The following is a 23,994-nucleotide window of genomic DNA, read 5'->3' as shown; positions in this document are numbered from 1 at the left end:
CTCAAGGTTGGCTTCTGACTCAAAAGGTGTCCCTAATCGTGGATGCGTGAATGCGTAAATTCGTGGGTCGGACGGCGGGCGGAGCAGGACTGAACCTGCGCCGGGGCGGCTCTGAGCGCGCTGAATCCCGCCGACACGGCAAGCCGGCTCGGCAAACCGCTATTGTAATGCGCCGGCCCCTTTTGTCTCATTAAGAGCCTTGGCCGGGCGAGCGCCACAGCAGGCTCGCAAGCCCGGCCCTACTGCTGCTCCGATAAAGCCCCTCGTGCCGGCGCAACCCTCCCCGCCAAGCGCTCGCCGCGGCCGAGCAGAAACCCTGAAAAACACCAAAAGGCGAGCGCGGTGGTCTGCCACATGAAGTCGTCGGTGAAATTCTTTGCAATCATGCCGATGACCAGCGCCATGCCCGCCGCGCTCAGCCAGGGCACCACATGCCGCAGCCGCCAGAAACGCCGGATCAACGCAAGCAGCAACGCAGCCTCCAGCACCACGCCCACTATCCCCGTCTCCAGCCAGGTATTCAAAAACAGGTTGTGCGCATGGGTCAGCGCCTGCGGTTCCGTCTCCAGCAATGCAGGCGGTATTTCGTTCTGAAATACCCGCCCCGGCAACGGCTTGCCGAAACCAATGCCCGTCCAAGTATGCGACTCACCTTCCCGGCCGTAGAACGCCCACAGTTTGGGACGGGTATCGGAAGACATGACATCGCCAATCCCCGAGAGCGCCTGGGGTACATACACCTGGTCGCCGCCCATTCTCAGCTCCCGTGCAGCGGGCTTCGGCATGGCATGGCCGTAACGAAGCCGTGCGCTCAATTCGAGCGTGCCGACCGCCGCCACGCAGATCACCGCAATGCACACGCCTGCGATGACCAAGTGCTTGCGATACAGCGGGTAACACGCAACGACGAGCGTCACGGCCGCAGCGGGCCAGAAGAAACGGTTGAGCGTCGCCAGCCCGATGACCAGCGCCAGCACGAGCCCGCTCAGACCGATCGGCCACCAGCGGCGGTTCAGCATCAGGCCGGTGAAGAGCGTCATCGAAAAGATGACAAGGGTGCTCGTGTGGCCGACGCGGTTGTAATAGTGGAGAAGGACGTCGGCGGGGTTCGTGGGCGGCTGCAAACGGCCCCAGTAATACAGGCTGCCGGCGGCCAGCAACACGCAGGCCACCCAGTTGATCAACACCATCCGCTCAGGTCTGGCCGTGCGCGTGCCGATCAGCCAGAACGCGAAGAACGACACTAGCGGATACAGCACTTCATCGAGCCAGGCGTGCATGCTGTCGCGTGGATACGGCGACCACGCGATCGACGCCAGCGCCCACGCACTCCAGACAACAATAGGCCACAGCAGCGGCCAATGCAGCGGCGACGGCCGCGCCGAAGAACAAGCCGCGGCAATCGTGCCGACGCCCACCAGCACCAGCGCCATATTCTCGAGCGCGGTCATATGGGCAAACATCGCGACAAACATAATCACTGGACACGCCACCCACAAAACGCGTTCCACCAGCTTGCACGTCTTCGTCATTGCACTCCCGGAAGGACCGCCTGCAAGCTGTTGCAGACGACCTCAAGCGAAATAAATCCCATGCAGTCCGCATGGTCACCGCGCCACGCGACGCACGTCGTCGTATTGCGGTCACAGCGGCGAGCCCAGGCCACGTGCCGTCTGAAGATATTCGGTTCATCGCGGCACGGCATGTCCGCGATAGTAACCGGCATGAACGGTGCATCGCGCCAGTAATTCCCCGCGCCGTGTATCAACGCGTTACCGGGGCCGAACAAGGTGATCGTCGGCACACCGGTGAGACGCCCGAGGTGCGCCACGCCCGTGTCCGGACAGACGATCGCCCGCGCACCGGAGAACAGATGCCACACCTGTCCCAGGTCGATCCGGCCCGCGAAATTTGGATAACGGCCATCGGGATCGATTGCATCGATCAACGCCGTCTCGCTCGGTCCGCCGCTCCACACAGGCGTGAAACCCCGTGCTTCGACAAACGCCGCCAGTGCTTTCCAGCGGTCATCGGGCCAGCGTTTGACCTCAGTGCTCGCGCCCGGATGTAAGACCACGTAAGGACTTCGCAACGCACGCGCATCGGGTTCTGAAAATACGGCGGGTGCAGGCGCAGGCCAATCGCTCAACCGATACGGCCGGGGCGGCGGCCCGGCCACCAGTTCGGCGGCGAGGTCGGCCCATGCCGCGGGCGCGTCGGGATACGGCACGGCTTCGTCGAGCGGCAGGTTTTTCCAGGCCGGTGTGTCCGCGGCATGTCCGATGATCCAGCGGCACCCGGCCCCTAATGCAAGCCACGCGTGCCGATTATCCCCGGCCACGATGCCAAGATCATACGGTCCCGAACGCAGCACCGCGTTGACCGAGCGGAAGTCGCGCGGGTCGAAGGCAATGACGTTGAGACCAAACGGCCTGCCCGCATAGAGCGGCACGATCGGCTTGGGACAAGTCAGCACGATGTGCGCGTCAGGATATTGCGCGCGAAGCTTCGCGACGAGCGGCGTGAGCAGCAGGGTGTCGCCGAGCAGCAAATGATGCGCAATCAGGATGCGCTTCAAGGCTTGCGGCTTGCGGCGCAGCGGCTTCAACGCCAGCCGGGGCAACGCGCGAGCGAAGATGCGAACGCGTCCGGAAAGTCGGCTCATTCAGGTGGCGTTCCTACGTGAAACCCAGATTATGCCGGTTGGTCGCGGTGAGCCCCGAATTTCCGGGTTTTTCGAGTTGTTATCCGAGTTGTTTTCCGGGTTGTTACAGACGCCATACTACGAGACCGGCCGCGCTGATTGCATCAAGCGGCAGGCTCGACTTGACATCGGCGAACACGGCGCCGGGTTTCGCCAGCGCCAGCAACGCGTCCGGCTTCATCAAGAACTCGCGATGTGGAACCGCCAGCACAATCAGATCGGCGGGTTCCAGTGCGTCGAAACCCGTCAGCGTCACGCCGTATTCATCGAAGGCTTCCACGGCATCCGCGAGCGGATCGTGAAGCTGAACCTCGAGCCCGTAGTCTTGCAGGTGATGCACGATATCGATCACTTTCGAATTGCGCAAATCCGGACAGTTTTCCTTGAACGTTAGCCCAAGCACCGTCGCCTTGGCACGCAGCGGCGCGCGCCCGGTCCGGATCAGCGTCTTGACGGCGCGATCGGCCACGAACCGGCCCATGCCGTCGTTCACGCGGCGCCCGGCCAGGATCACCTGGGGCGTATAACCGGAGACCTGCGCCTTGTGCGTCAGATAATACGGATCCACGCCGATGCAATGTCCGCCCACCAGTCCCGGCGTGAAATCCAGGAAGTTCCACTTGGTGCCGGCGGCGTCCAGGACTTCGCGTGTGTCGATATCGAGGTAATCAAAGATGATGGCCGCCTCGTTCATCAGCGCAATATTCAGATCACGCTGCGTGTTCTCGATGACCTTCGCGGCCTCGGCCACCTTGATCGAACCGGCACGGTACACACCGGCCATCACCACCGAGCCATAGACCTTCGCCACGAGATCAAGCGTTGCGGCATCCGAACCGGACACGATCTTCACGATATTGTGAAACGTGTGCTGCTTGTCGCCGGGATTGATACGCTCCGGACTGTAGCCAACCGTGAAATCGATGCCCAGCTTGAGGCCCGATTCACGCTCTAGGATCGGGATGCAGATTTCCTCGGTGACACCCGGATAGACCGTTGATTCATACACCACCACATCGCCGCGTTTGAGTGCGCGGCCGACCGTTTCCGACGCCTGCTTCACCGGCATCAGGTCCGGCTGCGCGCCCGAGCTGATTGGCGTAGGGACCGCGACAATATGAAAATCGGCTTGCCGCAGTGTGTCGATGCTATCGGTCAGCTCGAGGCAAGCAGCAGCCAGTTCCTCGCGGCTGGTTTCGCCATTGCGATCGAGGCCTGCACGCAGATCGGCGAGCCGACCCGGGCTCGTATCGAAACCAATCGTGCGGCGTTGCAGGCCGAACGCGATGGCGACAGGCAAACCCACATAGCCCAGCCCAATAACAGAAATGTAGCGATCATGCATGGTAAGAAGTACTCATAATTTTCAAGATGGGCATGCCCGAAGGCCGCTCCCGGTGACTCAGCAAGCGACGTGCAAACCGGCGGCACGCCGTCATTTGACCTTCAGGTAAAGGCGGCTGAGAAGCGGCCGGCTATGCACCCACAGACGGCTTTTCAGCCACGCGGCCGGCTTGTCGCGCACGTCCAGGCGCAAGATGCGCGCTGGATCGCCGTGACGCCGGTTCGTGCCGGGCTCAACGGTGTACAGATGGCGAAAACCCGCTGCTTGCGCTTCTTCCACGTAGTCGGTATCGAAGTAGCCTTGCGGCCAGCACAGATGATCCGAGACGTCCCCGAGGTGCTGCGCGAGTGCCGCCCTTGCTTGCAGCAGGTCGTCGCGCAGGCTCGCGCGTTTGGAGGATGCATTCGCGCTCACGCGGTCCCAGCGAGTATGCGTGTGCGTGTGGCTGTGAAACTCGAACGTCCCGGCTTGACGCATTGCATCGATTTCCGACCAGCGCATGACGGCCCGGTCGGTCTCACCGGCCTCGATTGCCGCCTTCGCTGCCGAGTGGCCCAGCAGGTTCGGCAAGCTTTCGGCAGATGCGGAGTCCGCCGCGTTCGGGCGCACAGGGCCGCTCGCCACCCAGCCCGACACAAGGAATCCGAGCGCCGTAAAACCGTGTTCGGCGAGCACCGGATGCGCGTGAACCCAGTTATCGAGATAACCGTCGTCGAACGTGAGCACGACCGACTTCGCCGGCACACGCTTGCCAGCCAGATATTCGCTGAACGCCCGTGCGCCGAGCGTGGTGTACCCCTCGCGTGCGAGCATGGCCATCTGATCCGCGAAATGCTCGGGCGACACCGTCACCGCCCCCGCCGCCGGACTCACGTGGTGATACATCAGCACGGGCACGGAGCGCGCCGGGTTCCGTTTCGTGTTCAGCGGCTTGTTCATGCAACACCCCGCTCGCTCAGGCTGCTTCGGTAAAACGCGACCATCTCGCTAGCCATGGTATCGACGGAAAAGCGCGTCTGCGTGGTCCGCAAACCGGCCGCGCCCATACGGCGGCGTTCGTCTGGCGCGTCGACCAGGCGCAGCATTGCAGCGGCCAGCGCGGGGTCGTCGTGTGCGGACACGAGCAGGCCGTTCACGCCGTCATCGATCACTTCCGGCACCCCGTCCACCGCCGTCCCGATCACCGGAAGGCCTGCTGCCATTGCCTCGATGAACGACGTGCCCAACGCCTCCTGATGAGTCGGCAGCACGAACAGGTCGAAACCCGCCAATACGTTCGGGATATCACGACGCAGGCCGAGTAAGTGGATGTGGCCGGCAAGACCTTGCGCTTGCACGTCCGCTTGAATTTCGTCGAAGAGCGGACCGTCGCCGGCGAAGACGAAGTGCAGGTTCGGCCGCTGGTCGATCAACGGTTTCGCGACCCGGATCAGGTCGGGATGCCCCTTCTTGTCGCGCATGATCGCCACCGTGCCCGCGATCACGGCATCCTCGCCAAGACCCAGTTCCGCGCGCAACGTGGAGCTGGCGCGGCTCACGGACTGCGACTTGACGATGCCCGTATAGATCGTGACGATATCCTTCTGCGGCACACCCTCGGACACCAGGTAACGCATCACCGACTGGCTCACCGCCACCACCTTGTGCGGCAGCCAGGTGTAGGTCGCCCGCGACGTGATGGCGAGCGCCAGATGCCGGGTCCGCACGATCAGCGGCGTGCCCGCAAGCCGCGCGGCAGCGCCGCCAAGCAGGCTGTCCCGGCCGCTGTGGGTGTTTAGCACATCGAAGCGGCCTTGCTTGAGAATGCGCCGCATGTGCGCAACCGCGCTGACGTCGGCGCCCGAACGCATGGTCGTGGTGTGGACCGTAAAACCTTCCGCAGCAAGGCGCTCGCCGAGCCGCGCACCCGGCACGCACACGAGTTCGAGCGAATGACCGCGTTCGCGCAGCGCGAGCATTTCCTTGAACGTCCGATGCTCCTGACCGCCCCACCCGTTGGACGATTCGCTGTGCAAAATTCTCAGCGGTTTCATTACTATGGCGAACTCCGGGTAAATCTTGATAGTTTCAAGGGAAATGGCGCTGACGTTGGACTTCGGGCCGTGGCCCCGCGTTTGGTGTACTTCATGCGCCTCATGTGCTTCATGTGCAATGTCAGCGCGCTGAATCCCGTGCGCCTGGTCGCTTGCGTTTGCATCTTCTCCGGCGAGGCATTCGGTCCCGGCCGGCCGCGGCTTTTCAAGCCCATGGCCCTGCCGACCGGCGGCATGTGGTCATTCGTCTGGTATAACGGTGGCCGGGCGGCCAGGATTGATGCGGAACGCGTATGGCGTGAATTCACCCGGTCTCGCCAAGCCTGGCAGGCCCTGTTACGGACGAGACAAGCAACGAGACAGCGACTATAAACGCAGCATTCACCGCTGAAATTTTTTGCATCAAATTATAGCAATTCGCATACCCCACGCTTAAGCCCCATGACCCGTCCAACGCTCGGTATTGCCCTCATTACCTTCAATGCAGCCGCACGCCTCGCGCAGTGTCTGGAAGCGGTTTCCTTCGCCGATGAAATCGTCGTGATCGACGGCGGCAGTACCGATGCAACCGTCGGCATAGCAGAGGCGCATCGCGCGCGCGTGGTCGAGGCGCCCGACTGGCCTGGCTTCGGGCCGCAGAAAAATCGTGCACTCGATGCGCTCACGACCGACTGGGTGTTGTCCATCGACGCGGACGAAGTGGTGTCGCCGGATCTGGGCGCCGCGATCCGTGCGGCCCTCTCGAAGCCGCAAGCCGACGTCTACGCGGTAGACAGGCTGTCGAATTTTTGCGGGCAATGGGTGCGGCACAGCGGCTGGTATCCAGACTGGATTCCGCGTTTGTTCAAACGAGGCACAGCCCGTTTCTCCGATGACCTCGTGCACGAGCGGCTGGTGCTGACGAACCCCGATGCCACCAAGGTCGCGCGCCTGCAGGGCAAGCTGATGCACTATTCCTACGAGGACTTCGAGACTGTCTTGCGCAAGCTGGATAATTATTCCACGGCCGGGGCGCGTCAACGCCACGCGGCGGGAAAACGCGGCAGCTTGGCCACTGCGGTGCTGCGCGGGGCGTGGGCTTTTGTCCGTACCTACCTTCTGCGACGCGGTTTTCTCGACGGCCGTGCAGGTTTCATGATTGCCGTGTTCAACGCGCAGACCGTGTATTACCGGTTTCTCAAGCTCTCTGAACTGAACCGGATGCGCTGACCGGCATGTCGGCAGCGATGCCCTCGGCGAGCGCCAGCAACAACGCAATGTGCGCGGCAATGCTGGTGTCGTAGAGAATGGACGCCGCTGTCACTTTGGTACTTTTTGCATCCAGTGCACGCCGAACGGCGTGCCGCAGGCCATCTGCGTCGCCCGGCTCGAAGGTAAATTTTGCGTTGTCCGAAATCGCGCTGCAACAGCCTACGCTGGTTGGAAAAATCACCGGCGTGCCGCACATCACGGATTCGATACCGACCAGCCCGAACGGCTCGTACTTCGAGGCTAGCACGGTGAAATCGGCAGCCCGATAAGCATCCTCGATATTCTTTGCATAGCCGATGTAACGCACCTGCGCCGAGGTCTGCGCGGGCGGCCGCCCAGCCACCGCAACCACCACCGGCAGGCCGCTGTCGCGCAGCGCCGCCTCGATCAGCGGCAATCCCTTGCGCTCGTGGCTGCTCGATGGAAACAGCAGCACGATTTCGTGATCGGCGAAACCAAACTGGCGGCGCAGCTCGCTGCGCTTTTCGTCCGGCACGGGGGAAAAGCGCGTGCCGTCCACCGGGGGATAAAGCACGCGGATCTTAGAGTCGGCCACACCGTAGAGCGAGCGCAATTCGTCGCGCATCATGTCGGAGTGAGCGACGATCACGCCGGCTTGCTCGTATTGCAAACGCTCAAGCACAATCTGGCGGCTGTCCGAGCGGCGCTCGTGCCGACCGGTCGCGGCGAGAAAGCCGATATGTGTACCGCCGCAAATCGCTATCTCGGAGGACTCCACACGATTGCAGCCAATCAGAAGATCCACTCGCGCTTTCTTGCGCGCCCGTTTGAGCGCCCAGTTGTAGTACGTGTCGCGCAGCTTGGAAGGCAGGAACGATACGTTGATCCGGCGCGTATCGACCATCTGGCTTTCCGGCTGCGACGTATCGATCTTGCGCGCGAAAAACACCGGCTTACGCTCGCCCGTGAATCCGGCCGCGTTGAGCCCCCGGATCAGGTCCAGCGCGTAACGCTCAAGTCCACCGCTCAGTTTCAGCGCGTTGGCGGAGATGGCGACTTTCATCCCGGCGCGCATCAATACACGATTTCGATTGAGCTTCCCGCGAATTCGCCGCGCAATGCCGTGATGAGATCGTCGGTCGGCTTGACGCGCCACGCGTCGCCGAGCCGTACTTCGCCCTCCGCATGCTCGCTGCGATACACGATGCTCACGTTTAGGCCATTCGGGATATGGACGGGCGGCCGCTGGCCACGACCACCGTCGCGATCGCCGCCTCGCGAACCTCCGCGCGATGGCGCCTGCACCGCGGCCGGTGCAACAGCCTGTTCAGGCGGCGCGCTATGCGCTTCCAGCACTTTCTTCAGCCGCAGTGCGTCAGCGTTGCCGTTCATTTCCACCTTCACCGCCTGCGCATAGCGGCTGCGTGAGCGTTCGAGATCCATGGCCGCTTCCACCGTGAAGCGGATGCCGCCGGTAAACGCGTCATTGCGCGCCTGGCCCTGCACGACCAGCAACTCGTCTTCCTTGTAGAGCGCCTTGTTCGCCTCGAACTGCTCGTTGTACACGGTCACTTCGCACTGGCCGGTGCCGTCGTCCAGATTCACGATCAGCATCTTGCCGCGCTGGGTCATCTGGGTGCGCATGGTGGTGATCACGCCTGCGACAAGCTTGTCGCGCCCTTCCTTCAACTCGCCGATCTTCTGGCGCACGAAGCGCCGCACTTCGCTCTTGTAGGCATCGAAAAGATGGCCTGAGAGGTAGAAGCCCAGCGCGCTCTTTTCTTCCTGCAAGCGCTTCTTGTCCGACCACATGGCTTCATCGACGAGATCATGGCCTTGTTGCGGTTCGTCGCCCATGTCGAAGAGACCGGACTGCATGGCGTTGGCCGCGGCTTGATCGGCCGCTTCCATGGCAAGCGGCACCGATGCAATCAATTGCGCCCGGTTGTCATGCAGCGAATCGAACGCGCCGGCACGGATCAGCGCTTCCACCGTGCGCCGGTTCACCATGCGCCGGTCAACCCGCATGCAGAAGTCGAAGAGATCGGTGAACGGCGCTTCTTCCCGCGCGCGCAAGATTTCTTCGATAGCACTCTGCCCGCTGCCCTTCACCGCGCCGAGGCCGTATCGAATGGTCTTCGAACGCGTGCCGTTAGCTTCGGCAACCGGCTCGAACCGGTACGCCGACTGGTTGATGTCCGGGGGCAACACGGCCATCTTGTTGACGATGCAATCCTCGAACAGGATCTTGACCTTGTCCGTGTCGTCCATGGCGAGCGACATATTCGCCGCCATGAATTCGGCCGGATGATGCGCCTTGAGCCATGCCGTGAAATACGCGAGCAACGCGTAAGCGGCCGCGTGCGACTTGTTGAAACCGTAGCCCGCGAACTTCTCCATCAAGTCGAAGATTTCGTCGGCTTTTGTCGCGGTCAGTCCATTCTTCGCCGCGCCCTGCCGGAACAGTTCGCGATGCTCGGCCATTTCCTCGGCCTTCTTCTTACCCATCGCGCGACGCAGCAAGTCGGCGCCACCGAGCGAGTATCCGCCGATGATCTGCGCCATCTGCATCACCTGCTCCTGATAGACCATGATGCCGTAGGTCTCTTTCAGGACGGACTCCACACGCGGGTCCGGATACTCGACGATCTCGCGGCCGTGCTTACGCGCGCAGAAGCTCGGGATCAGGTCCATTGGACCCGGCCGATACAATGCCACCAGCGCAATGATGTCCTCGAAACGGTCAGGCTGTGCATCCTTCAGCATGCCCTGCATGCCGCGGCTTTCCAGCTGAAACACTGCCACCGTATTGGCTTTCTTGAGGATTTGGAACGAGGCGGGATCGTCGAGCGGAACCTGCGACAAATTCCAGTCTTGCTTCGATGGATCCAGCCGGCGGATGTACCTCTCCGCCCAGTCGAGAATGGTGAGCGTGGTCAGTCCCAAGAAGTCGAACTTCACCAACCCGACCGCTTCCACGTCGTCCTTGTCGTACTGGCTGACCACACCGCCGTCTTCGCCCTGCGTATAAAGCGGGCAGAAGTCGGTGAGCTTGCCCGGCGCGATCAGCACGCCGCCCGCGTGCATGCCGACGTTACGCGTCAGCCCTTCCACGCGTTGCGCGAGTTCGATCAGCTGATGCACTTCGTCTTCGTTGTCGAAGCGTTCCTGCAGCGTGGGCTCTTCCTTCAATGCGTCCGCAATGGTCACGTGCTTGCCCGGCTTGAACGGGATCAGCTTGGCGATGCCATCGGTGAACATGTAGCCGAGATCCAGCACCCGGCCGATATCCCGCACGGCGGCCTTCGCCGCCATCGTGCCGAAGGTCGCGATCTGCGACACGGCGTCCGCGCCGTATTTCTGCTTCACGTACTGAATGACGCGGTCTCGCCCTTCCTGACAGAAGTCGATGTCGAAGTCAGGCATCGACACACGGTCCGGGTTCAGGAAACGCTCGAACAGCAGGTTGTATTTGAGCGGGTCGAGGTCGGTAATGAACAGCGCATACGCGACCAGCGAACCCGCGCCCGAGCCACGGCCCGGACCGACCGGTACGCCGTTGTTCTTCGCCCACATGATGAAGTCGGCGACGATCAGGAAGTAGCCAGGAAAGCCCATGCCGATAATGGTCTTGCACTCGAATTCCAGGCGCGCGTAATACGTCTCGCGCTGCGCTTCGCGCGCGGTTTCATCGGGATAAAGCTGGACCAGCCGTTTCTCGAGACCTTCCTTCGACAAATGCACAAGGTAGTCGTCGAGCGACATGCCATCGGGCGTTGGGAACAGCGGCAATTTCGGCTTGCCGAGTTCGAGCTTCAGGTTGCAGCGCTTCGCAATTTCGACTGTGTTGGCGAGAGCCGACGGAATGTCCGCGAACAACGCGCACATCTCTTCTTGCGTGCGGAAATATTGCTCAGTCGTGAAGCGCTTTTGACGCCGCGGATTTGCGAGGATATCGCCCTCGGAAATACACACACGGGCTTCGTGCGCCGTGAAATCGTCCGGCGTCATGAACTGCATGGGGTGCGTAGCGACTACCGGCAGCTTGAGCTTCGCGGCCAGTGCGACGGCCTGTTGAATATAGGTCTCGCCACCCGGTAACGCAGCGCGCTGCAACTCGATATAAAACGCGCCCGGAAAGAGCTTGCTCCAGCGCTCTGCGTGACGAACCGCTGCCTGGTCGTTTCCGGCGGCAAACGCCATGCCGATATCGCCATGCTGCGCGCCCGACAGCGCGAGCAAGCCTTCCGACAACCCGCTTTCCAGCCACTCGTATTCGACTTCTGCGCGACCCCTGTATTGATTCGTCAACCAGGCTTTCGACAACAACTCGCACAGGTTGAGATAACCGCGCTGGTTTTTCACCAGCAACAGCAACCGCGCGGGTTTGTCGCGATCTGCGGGATTGGTGATCCAGACGTCGCAGCCGGCAATGGGTTTGACACCCTTGCCGCGCGCTTCTTTGTAGAAACGGACGAGGCCGAAAGCGTTGCCGAGATCGGTCAGCGCGAGCGCGCCCTGACCGTCCTTGGCAGCGGCTTTAACGACGTCGTCAAGGCGCACGATGCCGTCGGCAATCGAGAATTCGGAGTGAACACGAAGATGGACAAAGCGGGGATCTGACATGAACGATATTGTACATGCGCCTATTCGCGAAATTCGCTCCGAAGACTGCGTTAGCCGTTTGGTCTAGGCGAATCAAGTTGCTTGAAAAAAGTGCCGCATCGGCGTGGAGGCATCGGCCGATCGGTCTAGTCGGAAGCGCGCGCCGTTTGCGGGATAATACGAATTCGATGAACGCCTCAGGCGCTTGTTGAAACCGCTTTTTCCTCCGGCAACGCCCGTTTTCCAGCACTTTAAGAGCATTTGCGTCATGAGCATCGTCAACCTTTCCTCGTATAAGTTCGTGACCATTGAGAGCGGCGCCGACTGGCGTCCGCTGATTGTGGACCGGTGCACCCGACTCGGCCTGCGCGGCACGATCCTGCTCGCGCCGGAGGGCATCAACCTGTTTGTCGCGGGCGAGCCGGAACAGATTGGCGCGTTCATGCACTACCTTCGTACGGATCCGCTCTTCGAGGGCAAATTCGCCGATCTCGAGTTCAAGGAAAGCGTGTCAGCGACTCAGCCGTTCGGCAAGATGCTCGTGAAGCTGAAGCGCGAAATCATCACCATGAAAAAGCCGGCGATCCGGCCTGAATCGGGGCGCGCGCCGTCCGTCGGCGCTGCCACGCTGAAGTCATGGCTTGATCGGGGCCATGACGACGAGGGCCGTCCCGTTGTCATGCTGGATACCCGCAATGCGTTCGAAGTCGACGTCGGTACGTTCGATCAGGCGCTCGATTACCGCATCGCGAAATTCAGCGAGTTTCCAGGCGTGATCGAGGAGCATCGTGCGGATCTCGAAGGCAAGACGGTGGTGTCGTTCTGTACGGGCGGGATTCGCTGCGAGAAAGCGGCGATCCACATGAAGGAAGTGGGTATTGACCACGTCTATCAACTCGAGGGAGGCATTCTCAAGTACTTCGAGGAAGTGGGCGGTGCGCATTACCACGGTGAGTGTTTTGTATTCGATCACCGGACGGCGTTGAATGCCGCGCTCGAACCCGCGGCGATTGCGCAGAACGGAGAGGATCGAACTTCGGCAGCCACGGCAAGCACGGAAGACGACGCAGCCGATACCGACGAGGCACACGCGGCGATCACCGCAGACGGCCAAGCGTCGTTCCCCGGTCCGAACCATGGCCGGCATGAATCGTAGGCATGCATCGCTGAAACGCAAGCGGACGATCTTTCATCGCGTGCTCCGCGCTGATCTGATGGCCGCGTTGCAGCTTACGTCGACAGGTCGGCGGGCGGGATGAACCCTGAACCGGGCTATCGGGGCCGCTTTGCGCCCTCACCCACGGGTCCGCTGCATTTCGGCTCGCTGGTGAGCGCGTTGGCGAGTTTTCTCGATGCACGGGCTCATCGCGGAACGTGGCTGGTAAGGATTGAAGATGTCGACGGCCCGCGCACAGTGCCGGGCGCGGCCGAGGAAATCCTCAACACGCTCGGCAGATTTGGCATGTTTTCCGCCGAACAACCGGTCTGGCAGAGTCAGCGTGAAATTGCATATCAGCGGGCGCTCGACCAATTACTGACCGCCGGCTTCGTGTTTCCGTGTGGTTGCACGCGCCGCGAGATAGCTGATTCGCTCGCGGTCGGCCAAAACCGCCACGCCGGCCACGCTCGACACGCCACGCTGGCTTATCCGGGCACGTGTCGCAACGGGCTGCATGGCAAAGCACCGCGCTCGTGGCGGATGCGCGTTCCTGATGGCGACGCCGCCGTTATGAGCTTCAAGGATCGCTGGCAGGGAATGCAGACGCAGGATCTGGCAAGCGACGTCGGCGACTTCGTGCTGAAGCGTGCGGATGGCGAGTGGGCGTATCAATTGGCGGTTGTCGTCGATGACGCGGATGCTGGCATTACGCATATCGTGCGGGGCGCCGATCTGCTGGACTCGACTGCGCGCCAGATTTACTTGCAGCGCTGCCTGGGTGTTTCAACGCCTGCTTATCTGCACGTGCCCGTCATAGTGAACGAGCAAGGTGAGAAACTCAGTAAGCAAACGGGCGCAACAGCACTTGATACCGGAGCCCCGCTGGTTGAGTTGACGCAAGCGGCGAAGCATCTCGGTCTGCACCCGTCCCCGGCCAGTTCGTTCCAAGCGTTTTTCTCCGATGTAACGGCGCAGTGGGCAAAGCGGTTCGCGATTTAGGGCGTTGATTTCAGAGCGTTGAAAAAAGAGCGTTAAAAAAAACAAAAAAGCGGCATCTCTGCCGCTTCATCGTTTTCCCACTGACCCTGACCCTAACAACCACCCAATAACCTCAAGACCCCGAAGTCGTTCTCCGCGGCATACCCAAACCGCCGAGTAGCGCAGCCAGCGGCTGACGCGGCGTGCTCTTGCGTTCGGCTTCCGCAGCGGCGTCGTCCTGCGTTTTTCTCGTCGATGCCGCCGACGGCACGTACGGCTTCAGGAAGAAATCGTCGATAGGTTGCTGACGCGTATGCGAACGCTCGAACGACGTCGAACGGCGACGCGGCTCCTCGCTGCGCGCATGCCGATGTTCACCGCGCTCCGGCCGGCCCGAGCGCTCTTCGCGACGAGGCGCAGAAGACGATTCGCGCCGCACCGGCACGTCGACCTTCAGCACCATGACTTCGAGCGGCCGTTTGATCAGCTTTTCGATATCGGCGAGTTGCTTGCGCTCGTTCGGGCTGCACAACGACAAAGCGTCACCCGTTGCGCCCGCGCGACCCGTACGGCCAATCCGGTGAACGTAATCTTCCGCGCTGAACGGCAGGTCGAAGTTGATCACTGCCGGCAAGTCGGTGATGTCGAGACCCCGGGCGGCCACATCGGTTGCAACCAGCGCCTCGATCTCGCCCTTCTTGAATGCATCGAGCGCCTGCATGCGCTCGCCCTGCGTACGGTCACCGTGAATCGCCGTCGCAACGATCCCGTCCTTCTCCAGCACGCGCGCCAGCCGGCTCGCGCCGATCTTGCTGTTACAAAACACGAGAACCTGCTTCAGGCCGCGCTCGCGAATCAGTTGCGTCACCGCACCGGATTTATCGCTTTCCGCGACTTCGAAAACGATCTGCCGCACGTTCGCGTTCGTGGAATTGCTGCGCGCGACTTCAATGGTTTGCGGATTGCGCAAATAGGTCGCTGCAAGCTTCTTGATTTCACCCGAGAAGGTGGCGGAAAACAGCAGCGTCTGACGTTCCTTCGGAAGCAAATTCAGAATGCGCTGCAGATCTGGCAGGAAGCCCATGTCGAGCATCCGGTCGGCTTCGTCGAGAACGAGAATCTGCACCTGGCCGAGATTCAGCGTCTTTTGCTGAACGTGATCGAGCAAGCGCCCGGGCGTGGCGATCAGGATTTCAACCCCGCGCCGCAGCGCTTCCGATTGCGGGTTCATGTCGACACCACCGAACACCACCGTGCTGCGCAACGGCGTGTGCTTGGAATAGGCCTGCACGTTCGCGGCAACCTGGTCGGCGAGCTCACGCGTCGGCGTGAGAATCAGCGCGCGCACGGGGTGACGGGCGGGCGATGCGCTCGTGCTGGCCATGGGCAGCAGGCGCTGGATGATCGGCAGCGAAAAGCTCGCCGTCTTGCCCGTGCCCGTTTGCGCGGCGCCCATCATGTCGCGGCCGGCCAGCACCACGGGGATAGCTTGCGCCTGGATCGGCGTGGGAATCGTGTAACCGGAATCGACCACCGCTCGCAGGATGTCGGCGGACAGGCCGAACTGGTCGAACGTGGGCACGGGACCGGGCACGGCGGATTCAGTGGCGCCCAACTCAAGCGCGGGAGCGGGCGCGGCAACAGGCGCGGCAAGACTCGCTTGAACTTCGGTGCTGGAATCAGCCCCGGGTGCGGCGTCGGATGAAGCGGCGGACGGGTTCGTGGCGACGGAATCGGACATGGTGACTTTGGTGGCTTTCGCTTTCGCTAAAAATGCGCCGGAGCGGCGCGCGAGCGGTCATTCCACCGCTCATGGACATCGGATGAAGAAGAACCGCGTGTTTCGTCGATGCAACCGGCAAACGACGATCAACGCGCGGACTTCAGACCCGCAGGGTTTCGATTGCTGCGAATCCTCGCTTGATCCGGTCTGACGCAACCGGATGGCGTAGTACGGTACAAAGCAAGTGCAAACGGCTAAGTACGAGTGGCAAGTGCTGGTGCTGCTTGACCATGACGGCCAACATGACGGCAACCGCCGCGGGCATGAAAACCTTGGCAAGCCTTTGGCAAGCGACAGGGAAGAACATCGGCCTGCCAGCCCAGCGACCAGGCCTCCCGTCCGACTCTCAATCACCGTCGGGTGAGGCGTTCGGACTCCGGGAAAGCCCGCTATTGTAGCACTCCCCCGCCTGCCATCACGTTCATCAGCGACGCGCCTCCAGCGGCCGCCCATAGCCGGGAAGCCCGGCCGGACGGGCCTCGGCGCGGCGACCCCGATTGCCATAACAGCCTATTTCGGTTTCTGCGCCGGTTTCGGTGCGGGTTTCGGCGCATCTCTGACGACCATCAGACGCAATTCCGTCATGTCCTCGATCGCGTATTTCACGCCTTCCCGGCCCAGCCCGGAATCCTTCACGCCGCCATACGGCATGTTATCAACGCGAAATGACGGAACGTCGTTGACGACCACGCCGCCGACTTCCAGTTCGTCCCACGCAAGATTCACGTTGGTGAGGCTGTCCGTGAACACGCCGGCCTGAAGGCCGAAGTCGCTGTCATTGACCGTTTCAAGAGCTTGGCCGAAGTCCGTGAACTTTTCGAGTATGGCGACCGGCCCGAACGCTTCCTTCCGGTACAGGTCCTGGTCGCGCTTGACGCCTTCCAGCAGCGTCGCTTCGAACATTGCGCCCTCGACCTTGCCGCCCGCGATGATTTTCGCGCCGCTCGCCACGGCGCTTTCCATCCAGCCGGCCAGCCGTTTCGACTCGGATTCGGAGATCATCGGGCCAACGAAGGTCTTTTCATCTTTCGGATCGCCCATTTTCAGCGACTTCGTTTTCGCGATGAGCTTTTCGCGCAACGCGTCGTAGATATCGGCGTGAATCAGGATCCGCTGCACGCCGATGCAACTTTGCCCCGACTGATAGAACGCGCCGAACGCCAACCGGTCCACGACGTAGTCCAGCCGGTCGGCCTGATCGCGATCGACAATGGCCGCTGCATTGCCGCCCAACTCCAGGATGACCTTCTTCTTGCCCGCTTTTTTCTTCAGCTCCCAGCCGACCGCCGGCGATCCGGTGAACGACAGGAGACGGAATCGTTCGTCGGTGGTGAAAAGATCAGCACCGTCGCGATGAGCGGGAAGGATCGAGAACGCGCCTTTTGGCAGATCGGTTTCGGCGAGGATTTCGCCCATGATGAGCGCGCCGACCGGCGTGCGGCTCGCAGGTTTCAACACGAACGGGCAACCCGCCGCGATAGCCGGCGCAACCTTGTGCGCCGTGAGATTCAGCGGGAAATTGAACGGCGAGATGAACGAACACGGTCCGATTGGCACGCGTTTGTAATAGCCGTGATAACCAGCCGCGCGCGGCGCAATCTCCAGGTTGATCATGCCGCCGTCAATGCGCACCGACTCCTCGGCTGCGACCCTGAAGGTATCGATAAGACGGGTGACCTCACCTTTCGAATCGTTGATCGGCTTGCCGGCTTCAATGCACAGCGCCTCGGCGAGTTCGTCGAAACGCTCGCGAAAACGCTTCACGCAATGATCGAGCACCGCCTGACGCTGATACGGCTTGAATTCGCGCATCGCGCGTTGCGCGGCAACGGCGTGGCCGATGGCCGCATCGATCGCTTTGGCGTCCGCCATTGCCACGCGGGTGGCCACTTCGCCGCTGAATTTATCGGTGACTTCCAGGTCCGTGTTCGCCGCGACGGCAACGTTGGCCAGGTAATACGGATAGGTTTTCTTCAGCATGTCAGCCTCCCCATGTGTCTAAAGTTGCGCGCTAAGCCGCTGGATTTCGGGCGTTGCGGGATGATGGCCACGTGAAGGGCGCACAGAGGTTTCACGAGGGTCGCGCGGCGCCTGGCCGTCCGTTTAAGGTCAGTTGACCCGCGCGCGGTCTGCGCGAAAGAACACAACCTTACTCCGGATAGCCATTCGATGTTGCCGGCCACGGCCCGGTTTCAAGTCGGCAGCAGGGTTAGCCTTCAACCCTCACGTGCGTTGAGGTTTAAGGATTTTCTGCAGGATCGGACGTCGAATGCGAAGAGCCCGTTCCGATGTGAATCGGAACGGGCTCTTCTTTCATCATGCGTTCGAACGGCGCTCTAGCTGCCCGTCTTGCAGTCGGCAAGCATGGGCGGGCCGTTGGGATCGGCGGTGTCGTCGGTGAGCGAACCTTCCGGGCCTTTGGTCCACCATGTGTAGTGATCGCCGACGTACTTCGCCCCCGACCCCGCCAGCACGTTCACAAACAGCATTTTCCGGCCATCGACGGTCAGAAGCGCAAAACTCTGCTTGTTCTTCGTGTTCATGTACTGCACGGTCAGCGTGCTGCCGCCGTGGCATTCGTAACGCAGCGTGTTGGTCGTCGCCGTCTGAATCTGTGGCACGGTCAGCGGCATTGCGACTGCCGAATGGGTCACGGCCGCGAGACACAGCGTACCGGCCGTCAAAGCGACCGATCTGATCATTGGTTCGACCCGCTGGATAAGCGCCTTCTTATTTCCATCCTTCATCTTTGCATCCTTTCGTTGCTTCTTTCCCGATGAACCCGCCGTGCATCGGCCAGGCTTCAGATGCACGGAGCGGCGTCGAATCCGGCCTGCCGGAATAGCCGACGCCTTCAAACTACTCACCCAATGCTCGTCACGGATCGATTACGTCCGCGCATACATCGGTCGGCGCCGCCGCGACATGGCCGACCAACGGCACCATCTTCAATCCCGCCGATGCCACCCGGCACGGCGCCGCCGCCACACCGCACCCCGCCAAACCAACCAACGTCGCGCACAGCGCGACCATCGCACACCATTTCACTTGAAACCTCCGTGCCGCCCGCGAAAAGCTCGCCGCCGGCGGCGTGTTGCCGTCATCGAGTGGAGACGGGTCTTACCTTAGACGCGGCCTGCTTCGCGCGTTCCCGCGCTTCGTGGGTATCGCGTCCCGTTGCGAGCGCGACGCCCATGCGGCGCTTCGCAAAACTTTCTGGTTTGCCGAACAGGCGCAGGTCCGAGTCGGGCACGGCGAGCGCATCGGCGACGCCTTCGAACGCGACGCCCGCTTCGTCCAGCCCGCCATAAATCACCGCCGATGCACCCGGCGCGCGCAACGTTGTATCGACGGGAAGGCCGAGGATCGCGCGTGCGTGCAGGTCGAATTCGGAGAAGCGCTGCGTGGCGAGCGTGACGAGACCCGTGTCGTGCGGTCGCGGGCTGACCTCGGAGAACCAGACGTCGTCGCCGCGCACGAACAATTCGACCCCGAACAATCCGCGGCCACCGAGCGCCGTGGTGACTTTCTCGGCAACATCGCGCGATTTTGCGAGCGCCGCTGCGCTCATTGCCTGCGGTTGCCACGATTCCACATAGTCGCCCGCCACCTGGACATGGCCTATCGGTTCGCAGAAATACGTCTGCAGGTCGCCCTTCTCCGGACTGACCGCGCGCACGGTGAGCTGCGTGATCTCGTACTCGAAGTCGATAAACCCTTCCACGATCACCCGGCCGTGATTGACGCGGCCGCCGGCCATTGCGTGCTGCCAGGCCGGTTCGATATCCGCGGCGCTTTTGAGCACCGACTGCCCCTTGCCCGACGACGACATCACCGGTTTCACCACGCACGGAAAACCGATCTTGCCGATCGCCGCGGTCATCTCGTCGAGCGACTCGGCGAACGCATACGGCGACGTCGGCAGGCCGAGCGTTTCAGCAGCGAGACGGCGAATGCCTTCGCGGTTCATGGTGAGCTGCGTCGCGCGCGCGGTCGGGATCACAACGGCGAGTTGCTCGGCTTCGATTTCAGCGAGGGTATCGGTTGCTATGGCCTCGATCTCCGGCACGATCAAATGCGGCCGTTCAGAAACGATCAACGCGCGCAATGCCGCGCCGTCGGTCATGTCGATCACGTGCGAACGATGCGCGACCTGATGGCCGGGGGCATCGGCGTAACGGTCGACTGCAATGGTCTCCACGCCGAGGCGTTGCAACGCGATGATCACTTCCTTACCGAGTTCGCCCGCGCCGAGCAGCATCACGCGCGTCGCGCCGGGCGTGAGCGGCGTGCCGATGTTCGCCGGCTGATTCACCGGCTGCGCGCCGGATTGAGGGGAAGAAACGGCGGACGCAGCGGACTTCGCGCTCTGCATGGATGCTCCAGAAAAAGAGGCCTGATAAGCCCGCAATGTTAACATGCGCACCCTTTCAGAGACGCGATCGGTGTTGCGGCTCCGGCCGCGGCCCGGCAGAACCGGGTTGACGTGGAGGATGGCCACCGGCCGTATGCGCGGGCGCTTCCGCTTCATCGAACGGGAGGCTCGGCTAACTTTTCTTTACATGTTGCTATGACTTTGCCGCAATCTGCCTTGGTCAATCTTAGGACGAGTGCGATACCCTTACGGTTTTGCCAGCTCCCGAGGAAATTCCATGTCGATGCAGCCTTCCCGTTCGCAACCTGCGCGTGTTTCGGCGCGCAGCCGGGTCCATGCTGCGTTCCCGCGTTCCAGGCCGACATTTGCCGCCGTGGCGTCGATCGTGACCCTCGCTTTCGGAGCGGCGTTAGCAGGTTGCACGATGCCGACGCATCCGGACAGCGCCGCACCGCCGACCGATCCTTACAACCCGGCCGCAACCCAGCTTCTCGACGATACCCAATGGCAACTCACCAGTTGGGCTGATGCCGATGGCAAGACGCGCCCGGTCCCGTCGAGTCCGGCGGGTAGTTCTGGCAACAGCGCTGGCGGGGCGCCGATCACCCTGAATTTTTCGACGCAAGGCGGCCAACGCAAAACGAACGGCTTTTCCGGATGCAACCGTTTCGCCGGCACCTACGACCTGGCCGACGGCAAGCTCTCTTTCGGCCCTCTTGCCAGCACGCGGATGGCCTGCGCGCCGGGACCGGGCAGCGCGCTCGAACAACCGTTCCTGCACGGGCTGACGGAGATCGAAAAGACCGGCGTGCAAATGCAGCCGCCGCAGCAATTGCAGATCACGCTCAAGAACGGCGACGTAATGACGTTCACACAAGCAGCGCAACCTTGAGATCGATGAGGGCCAATTTGGAGGGTCGGGGGTTTTGACGGTCGAGGTCGAGAGTCGGCCGTTGCATTAAGGGCGGTCGTCGCGGAATCTGTTGGGCGTTGGCGCCTGGTCGAGTCAAGGGATTCTGCGCCCGGGCGTTTGACTTCGTTAAACGTGTTGATTTTTCGTCTGGCGGCTCGTTTGACTATTCCACTTCAAATCGGAATGTGAACGCCCACTGACCCGGCTGACATCGTCTCGATGCATCAATCGTTACCTGCGGCCGAATGCTTGATCGCTTGACCACCGCCCGCCCTCGCCGCGTTCAGGGCGGTTAAACTCGGTGTTATCGATTCATCTGATTCATTTTGTCCGAGCCTGGGTTCGCTGCTCACATCGCTTACATCATTCCTGGTTCCTTGCATGCACACGGTAGTTTTCGGCTGGTTCGGTGCTTCGGCCGTCTGGTTCATCCCCCTTCTCTGGCGCATCGTCAAGTCCGTTCTTCCCAACGGCGGCGGCCTGCGCGGTCCGGGCACGATTCGGCTTTGGCTAGGTTTCTTCTGCGTGCTCCTCGCGAGCTGCACGCTCGAAGCCGCACTGTTTCATTCCTTCGCATTCGCCACCGATATCGACCATCTCGGGCACGCGTTGCTAGTCGGCCTGGGCGGACAGGCCGGCGTCGTCAGTACGCCGGCTGCGCTGAGCGTGGGGGCCGGTGCGGCCGTCGTGTTCCTGATCAGCTTGCCGTGGCTCTGCGGGTTCCAGTGGCGCGAAACGCTTGGCTGGGCCAACGGCGCGTTCGGCCTGGGTCTGAAACCCGAGTGGTTCACGCCAAGGGAACGGACGGTCCGCGAGAAACCGGCACGCGGACGAGCATCGCGCGACAAGGCGGAAACGCGGGGTGCAAGCACGGGTCTCGGCAGTTTCAAGTCAGGGAGCGCGGTGGGGAGCGGTGTCACGACTTCTGGCAGAGCCTCGCACGATGCTCCGGCGCTCGGCTTGCCGACAGCGACGCAACGCCAGGGCGGGCGCTATCAGCGGCCGACAGTCTGGCGTCCGCAGCCGGCACGGCGTAGCGACGCAGAGCGGCCGTTGCGCGGACCCGAGGCTGCGCGCCCGATCGAACCCTTGTCACCGACACATCGTGAACCGGGTGAGGCCAAAGACAGCTATTCGGACCGCTTCCCCGATGCACGCCCGGCCGCTTCGCACAGCGCTCGTGGAGCAGGCGCGCGGGAGCCGCTCGAACCCATCGCGCCGGCGGGCTGGTTGAAGACCGGCTCGGGGGCGGGAGCGTCGTCGGGAATGCGGGAAAGTGCAGCGGGTGTGAACGCGGCGGCGACAGGAGCTGGATCGGCTGGCATCTCGCGCGGCGCGAGTGCGGCGGGTACGGCGAGTACCTTGCCTTCTGCTGTCGCTGGGACCTCGACAACACGCGCAACCGCCCATTCGGTGGATACTGCCGCGTCGCGGCGTCCAGACGTATCGCGGTCATCGCTGAACCGGAGCGCACCGAGCGCCGTTCGTGCGTCGGGTTCCTCCAGCGTTCCTCACGCCGCTTCGCGCAATACATCGATGAACCCTGGCTCCGGCAAGTCGGTTCCTCCGGTCGTCTCGATCGACTCTTTTTTCGCTGCGACAACGGCGTCCGAGGCGGTTCCCGCCAAGCCCGCCGGTCCTCCGCCAGCACCTGAACATATCAAGGAGACGCTGCGCTCCATCGAACAAATCACGGCGCAATGGACCACGCGCGCAGGCGACGCCGATGCCGCACGGGAAGCGGGAGCGTCGCCAGATACACATGGTGCGGGCAACGGACATAACGCAGCGGCCTTGAACGCTTCGGGTACTTCGGGTACGCTGGCCGCCTCGGCTCGTTCCCCCGCCGGTTCCGTTCCCCCAGTCTCCTCAGCTATTAGTACGCCCGCGGCAACGCTCCCGACCGATCCGGTATCGCCGATAACCAGCTCATCCGCGAACCAGACCGAGCAGCCAGGAGAGGCGGAAGGCGTCGCGTCGAGGTCGGCATCGAGTATTGCGGGCACGTATTCGTCGAGCGCTTCGTTACGCGACGGCTACACGTTCGCCTCGGGCACCCAGCCTAGCGTACGAGAGTCGACGCAGCCGGAGACCAGCGAGTACGCAAGCACGAGCAACGCGGACATCCGCAACAACGGCGCCCTGCCCTATCCTGCATCGCCGACACCCCGCGACAACGGTATCCAGCAAACCCAGGCAACGGCGCCGGTCACCACTCAATCGATCGATCTACGTTCGAACCCGTTGTCGCAACCACCTGTGCAGCGCGCCGACAACGACGCGGCCACAAATCGGACGTCGAATCCGATAGGGTTGGCCGACATCGATGGAATCGCGCATCTGGCCTCTTCCGGCATTGCCGGCAACCCCGCGCCCAACCCATCGAACGGTTCATTTACGCGCCTGGAACCGGCAACGCCGAACGCGACGACGTCACCTTCTACGCAAACGCCAACCCCAACACCAGCGCACACGCCCGTTGATCTCGCCGATCTCCCGCCGTGGGCTGTCCGCGCCGGTCAAACGCACCCCGTGCAGACGACGCATGAAATCGTCCCGGTGACACCCGCATCGCCGCTACCGGGAAGCCCCGCAACCGCGTCCACGGGCCACGTCCACACGCCGCCGTGGCAAGCAGATGCGGGCGCCGCACGTCCGCCGTTCAGAGTCGTCGAGACGCCGCACACCACGCCGGACGAAACCGGCACGAGCGTTGAAACCAGCACCGAGACCCCGAACGGATACGCGACACCAACGCCATCCGACCGCCCAACCGAACCGCAATGGCAAACCGCGCCCGAAGCGCAACCCGACCCGATGCCGGACCACGCGTCGAACGTCGTCCACTTTCCGCGCGCGAGTACGAGCCCGCCTCCCGCCCCTGAAA

The 23,994-nt window shown here is 62.3% G+C and carries 16 protein-coding genes and 1 pseudogene; 5 read left to right on the top strand and 12 right to left on the bottom strand.

Annotated elements, in window-relative coordinates; all coding sequences use genetic code 11:
• Window positions 1-239: 239 nt before the first annotated feature.
• The 5 genes from FH08_RS0140415 to FH08_RS0140395 form a co-directional block, all read right to left on the bottom strand.
• Window positions 240-1,532 carry an O-antigen ligase family protein gene (locus tag FH08_RS0140415; protein ID WP_031363803.1) on the bottom strand — a complete coding sequence of 431 codons (1,293 nt, stop codon included), beginning with the start codon at window positions 1,530-1,532 and terminating at the stop codon, window positions 240-242.
• Window positions 1,529-2,665, bottom strand: a complete 1,137-nt coding sequence (locus FH08_RS0140410) for a glycosyltransferase family 9 protein (protein WP_031363802.1) — start codon at window positions 2,663-2,665, stop codon at window positions 1,529-1,531. The genes FH08_RS0140415 and FH08_RS0140410 overlap by 4 nt, the downstream gene beginning before the upstream one ends.
• 103 nt (window positions 2,666-2,768) lie before the next feature.
• Window positions 2,769-4,049, bottom strand: a complete 1,281-nt coding sequence (locus FH08_RS0140405; protein ID WP_031363801.1) for a nucleotide sugar dehydrogenase — start codon at window positions 4,047-4,049, stop codon at window positions 2,769-2,771.
• 90 nt (window positions 4,050-4,139) lie between these two features.
• Window positions 4,140-4,988 (bottom strand): polysaccharide deacetylase family protein, encoded by an 849-nt coding sequence (locus FH08_RS0140400; protein WP_031363800.1) that lies wholly within the window; start codon window positions 4,986-4,988, stop codon window positions 4,140-4,142.
• Window positions 4,985-6,082: a glycosyltransferase gene (locus FH08_RS0140395; RefSeq protein WP_031363799.1), complete on the bottom strand. Its 1,098-nt coding sequence runs from the start codon at window positions 6,080-6,082 to the stop codon at window positions 4,985-4,987. Before FH08_RS0140395 ends, FH08_RS0140400 begins: the two co-directional genes overlap by 4 nt.
• A gap of 441 nt (window positions 6,083-6,523) precedes the next feature.
• Here FH08_RS0140395 and FH08_RS0140390 point away from each other — a divergent pair, with 441 nt between their 5' ends.
• Complete coding sequence (locus tag FH08_RS0140390) at window positions 6,524-7,291, top strand: glycosyltransferase family 2 protein (protein WP_031363798.1); 768 nt, start codon at window positions 6,524-6,526, stop codon at window positions 7,289-7,291.
• Here FH08_RS0140390 and FH08_RS0140385 read toward each other — a convergent pair.
• Together FH08_RS0140385 and dnaE are read right to left on the bottom strand one after the other, a co-directional pair.
• Window positions 7,260-8,357: a glycosyltransferase family 4 protein gene (locus FH08_RS0140385; RefSeq protein WP_031363797.1), complete on the bottom strand. Its 1,098-nt coding sequence runs from the start codon at window positions 8,355-8,357 to the stop codon at window positions 7,260-7,262. The two genes, FH08_RS0140390 and FH08_RS0140385, sit on opposite strands and share 32 nt — an antisense overlap.
• Window positions 8,358-8,368: 11 nt before the next feature.
• Window positions 8,369-11,929, bottom strand: a complete 3,561-nt coding sequence (gene dnaE, locus FH08_RS0140380; protein WP_031363796.1) for a DNA polymerase III subunit alpha — start codon at window positions 11,927-11,929, stop codon at window positions 8,369-8,371.
• 238 nt (window positions 11,930-12,167) lie between these two features.
• On the opposite strand from dnaE, the gene FH08_RS0140370 reads away from it, so the two are divergent.
• Entirely contained in the window at window positions 12,168-13,055 is an 888-nt protein-coding gene (locus tag FH08_RS0140370) for a sulfurtransferase (RefSeq protein ID WP_075583444.1), read from the top strand.
• 99 nt (window positions 13,056-13,154) lie between these two features.
• Entirely contained in the window at window positions 13,155-14,057 is a 903-nt protein-coding gene (gene gluQRS, locus FH08_RS0140360) for a tRNA glutamyl-Q(34) synthetase GluQRS (protein WP_031363793.1), read from the top strand.
• 112 nt (window positions 14,058-14,169) lie between these two features.
• On the opposite strand, the gene FH08_RS0140355 is transcribed toward gluQRS, so the two are convergent.
• The 5 genes from FH08_RS0140355 to purT all read right to left on the bottom strand — a co-directional run bounded on the left by FH08_RS0140355 (window position 14,170) and on the right by purT (window position 20,194).
• On the bottom strand, window positions 14,170-15,777 hold the full coding sequence (locus FH08_RS0140355; RefSeq protein ID WP_081889745.1) for a DEAD/DEAH box helicase: 1,608 nt from the start codon (window positions 15,775-15,777) through the stop codon (window positions 14,170-14,172).
• A gap of 552 nt (window positions 15,778-16,329) precedes the next feature.
• Entirely contained in the window at window positions 16,330-17,799 is a 1,470-nt protein-coding gene (locus FH08_RS0140345; RefSeq protein WP_031363790.1) for an aldehyde dehydrogenase family protein, read from the bottom strand.
• A 356-nt stretch (window positions 17,800-18,155) separates the two neighbouring features.
• Window positions 18,156-18,566 carry an MliC family protein gene (locus FH08_RS0140340; RefSeq protein ID WP_235210658.1) on the bottom strand — a complete coding sequence of 137 codons (411 nt, stop codon included), beginning with the start codon at window positions 18,564-18,566 and terminating at the stop codon, window positions 18,156-18,158.
• A gap of 130 nt (window positions 18,567-18,696) precedes the next feature.
• Entirely contained in the window at window positions 18,697-18,852 is a 156-nt protein-coding gene (locus tag FH08_RS52285; RefSeq protein WP_326929010.1) for a DUF6726 family protein, read from the bottom strand.
• Between the two features lie 67 nt (window positions 18,853-18,919).
• Window positions 18,920-20,194: a formate-dependent phosphoribosylglycinamide formyltransferase gene (gene purT / locus FH08_RS0140330; protein ID WP_081889743.1), complete on the bottom strand. Its 1,275-nt coding sequence runs from the start codon at window positions 20,192-20,194 to the stop codon at window positions 18,920-18,922.
• A gap of 283 nt (window positions 20,195-20,477) precedes the next feature.
• On the opposite strand from purT, the gene FH08_RS0140325 reads away from it, so the two are divergent.
• Window positions 20,478-21,086, top strand: a complete 609-nt coding sequence (locus FH08_RS0140325) for an META domain-containing protein (RefSeq protein WP_031363787.1) — start codon at window positions 20,478-20,480, stop codon at window positions 21,084-21,086.
• Window positions 21,087-21,488: 402 nt separating this feature from the next.
• Window positions 21,489-23,994, top strand: a pseudogene (locus FH08_RS0140320) (hypothetical protein); the annotation flags it as partial.

The organism is Caballeronia sordidicola (genome assembly GCF_000729995.1).
GTDB classification, from domain to species: Bacteria; Pseudomonadota; Gammaproteobacteria; order Burkholderiales; family Burkholderiaceae; genus Caballeronia; species Caballeronia sordidicola_A.
The sequence above is the reverse complement of the archived record's forward strand: the minus strand, read 5'-3'. Positions and strand labels throughout refer to the sequence as shown.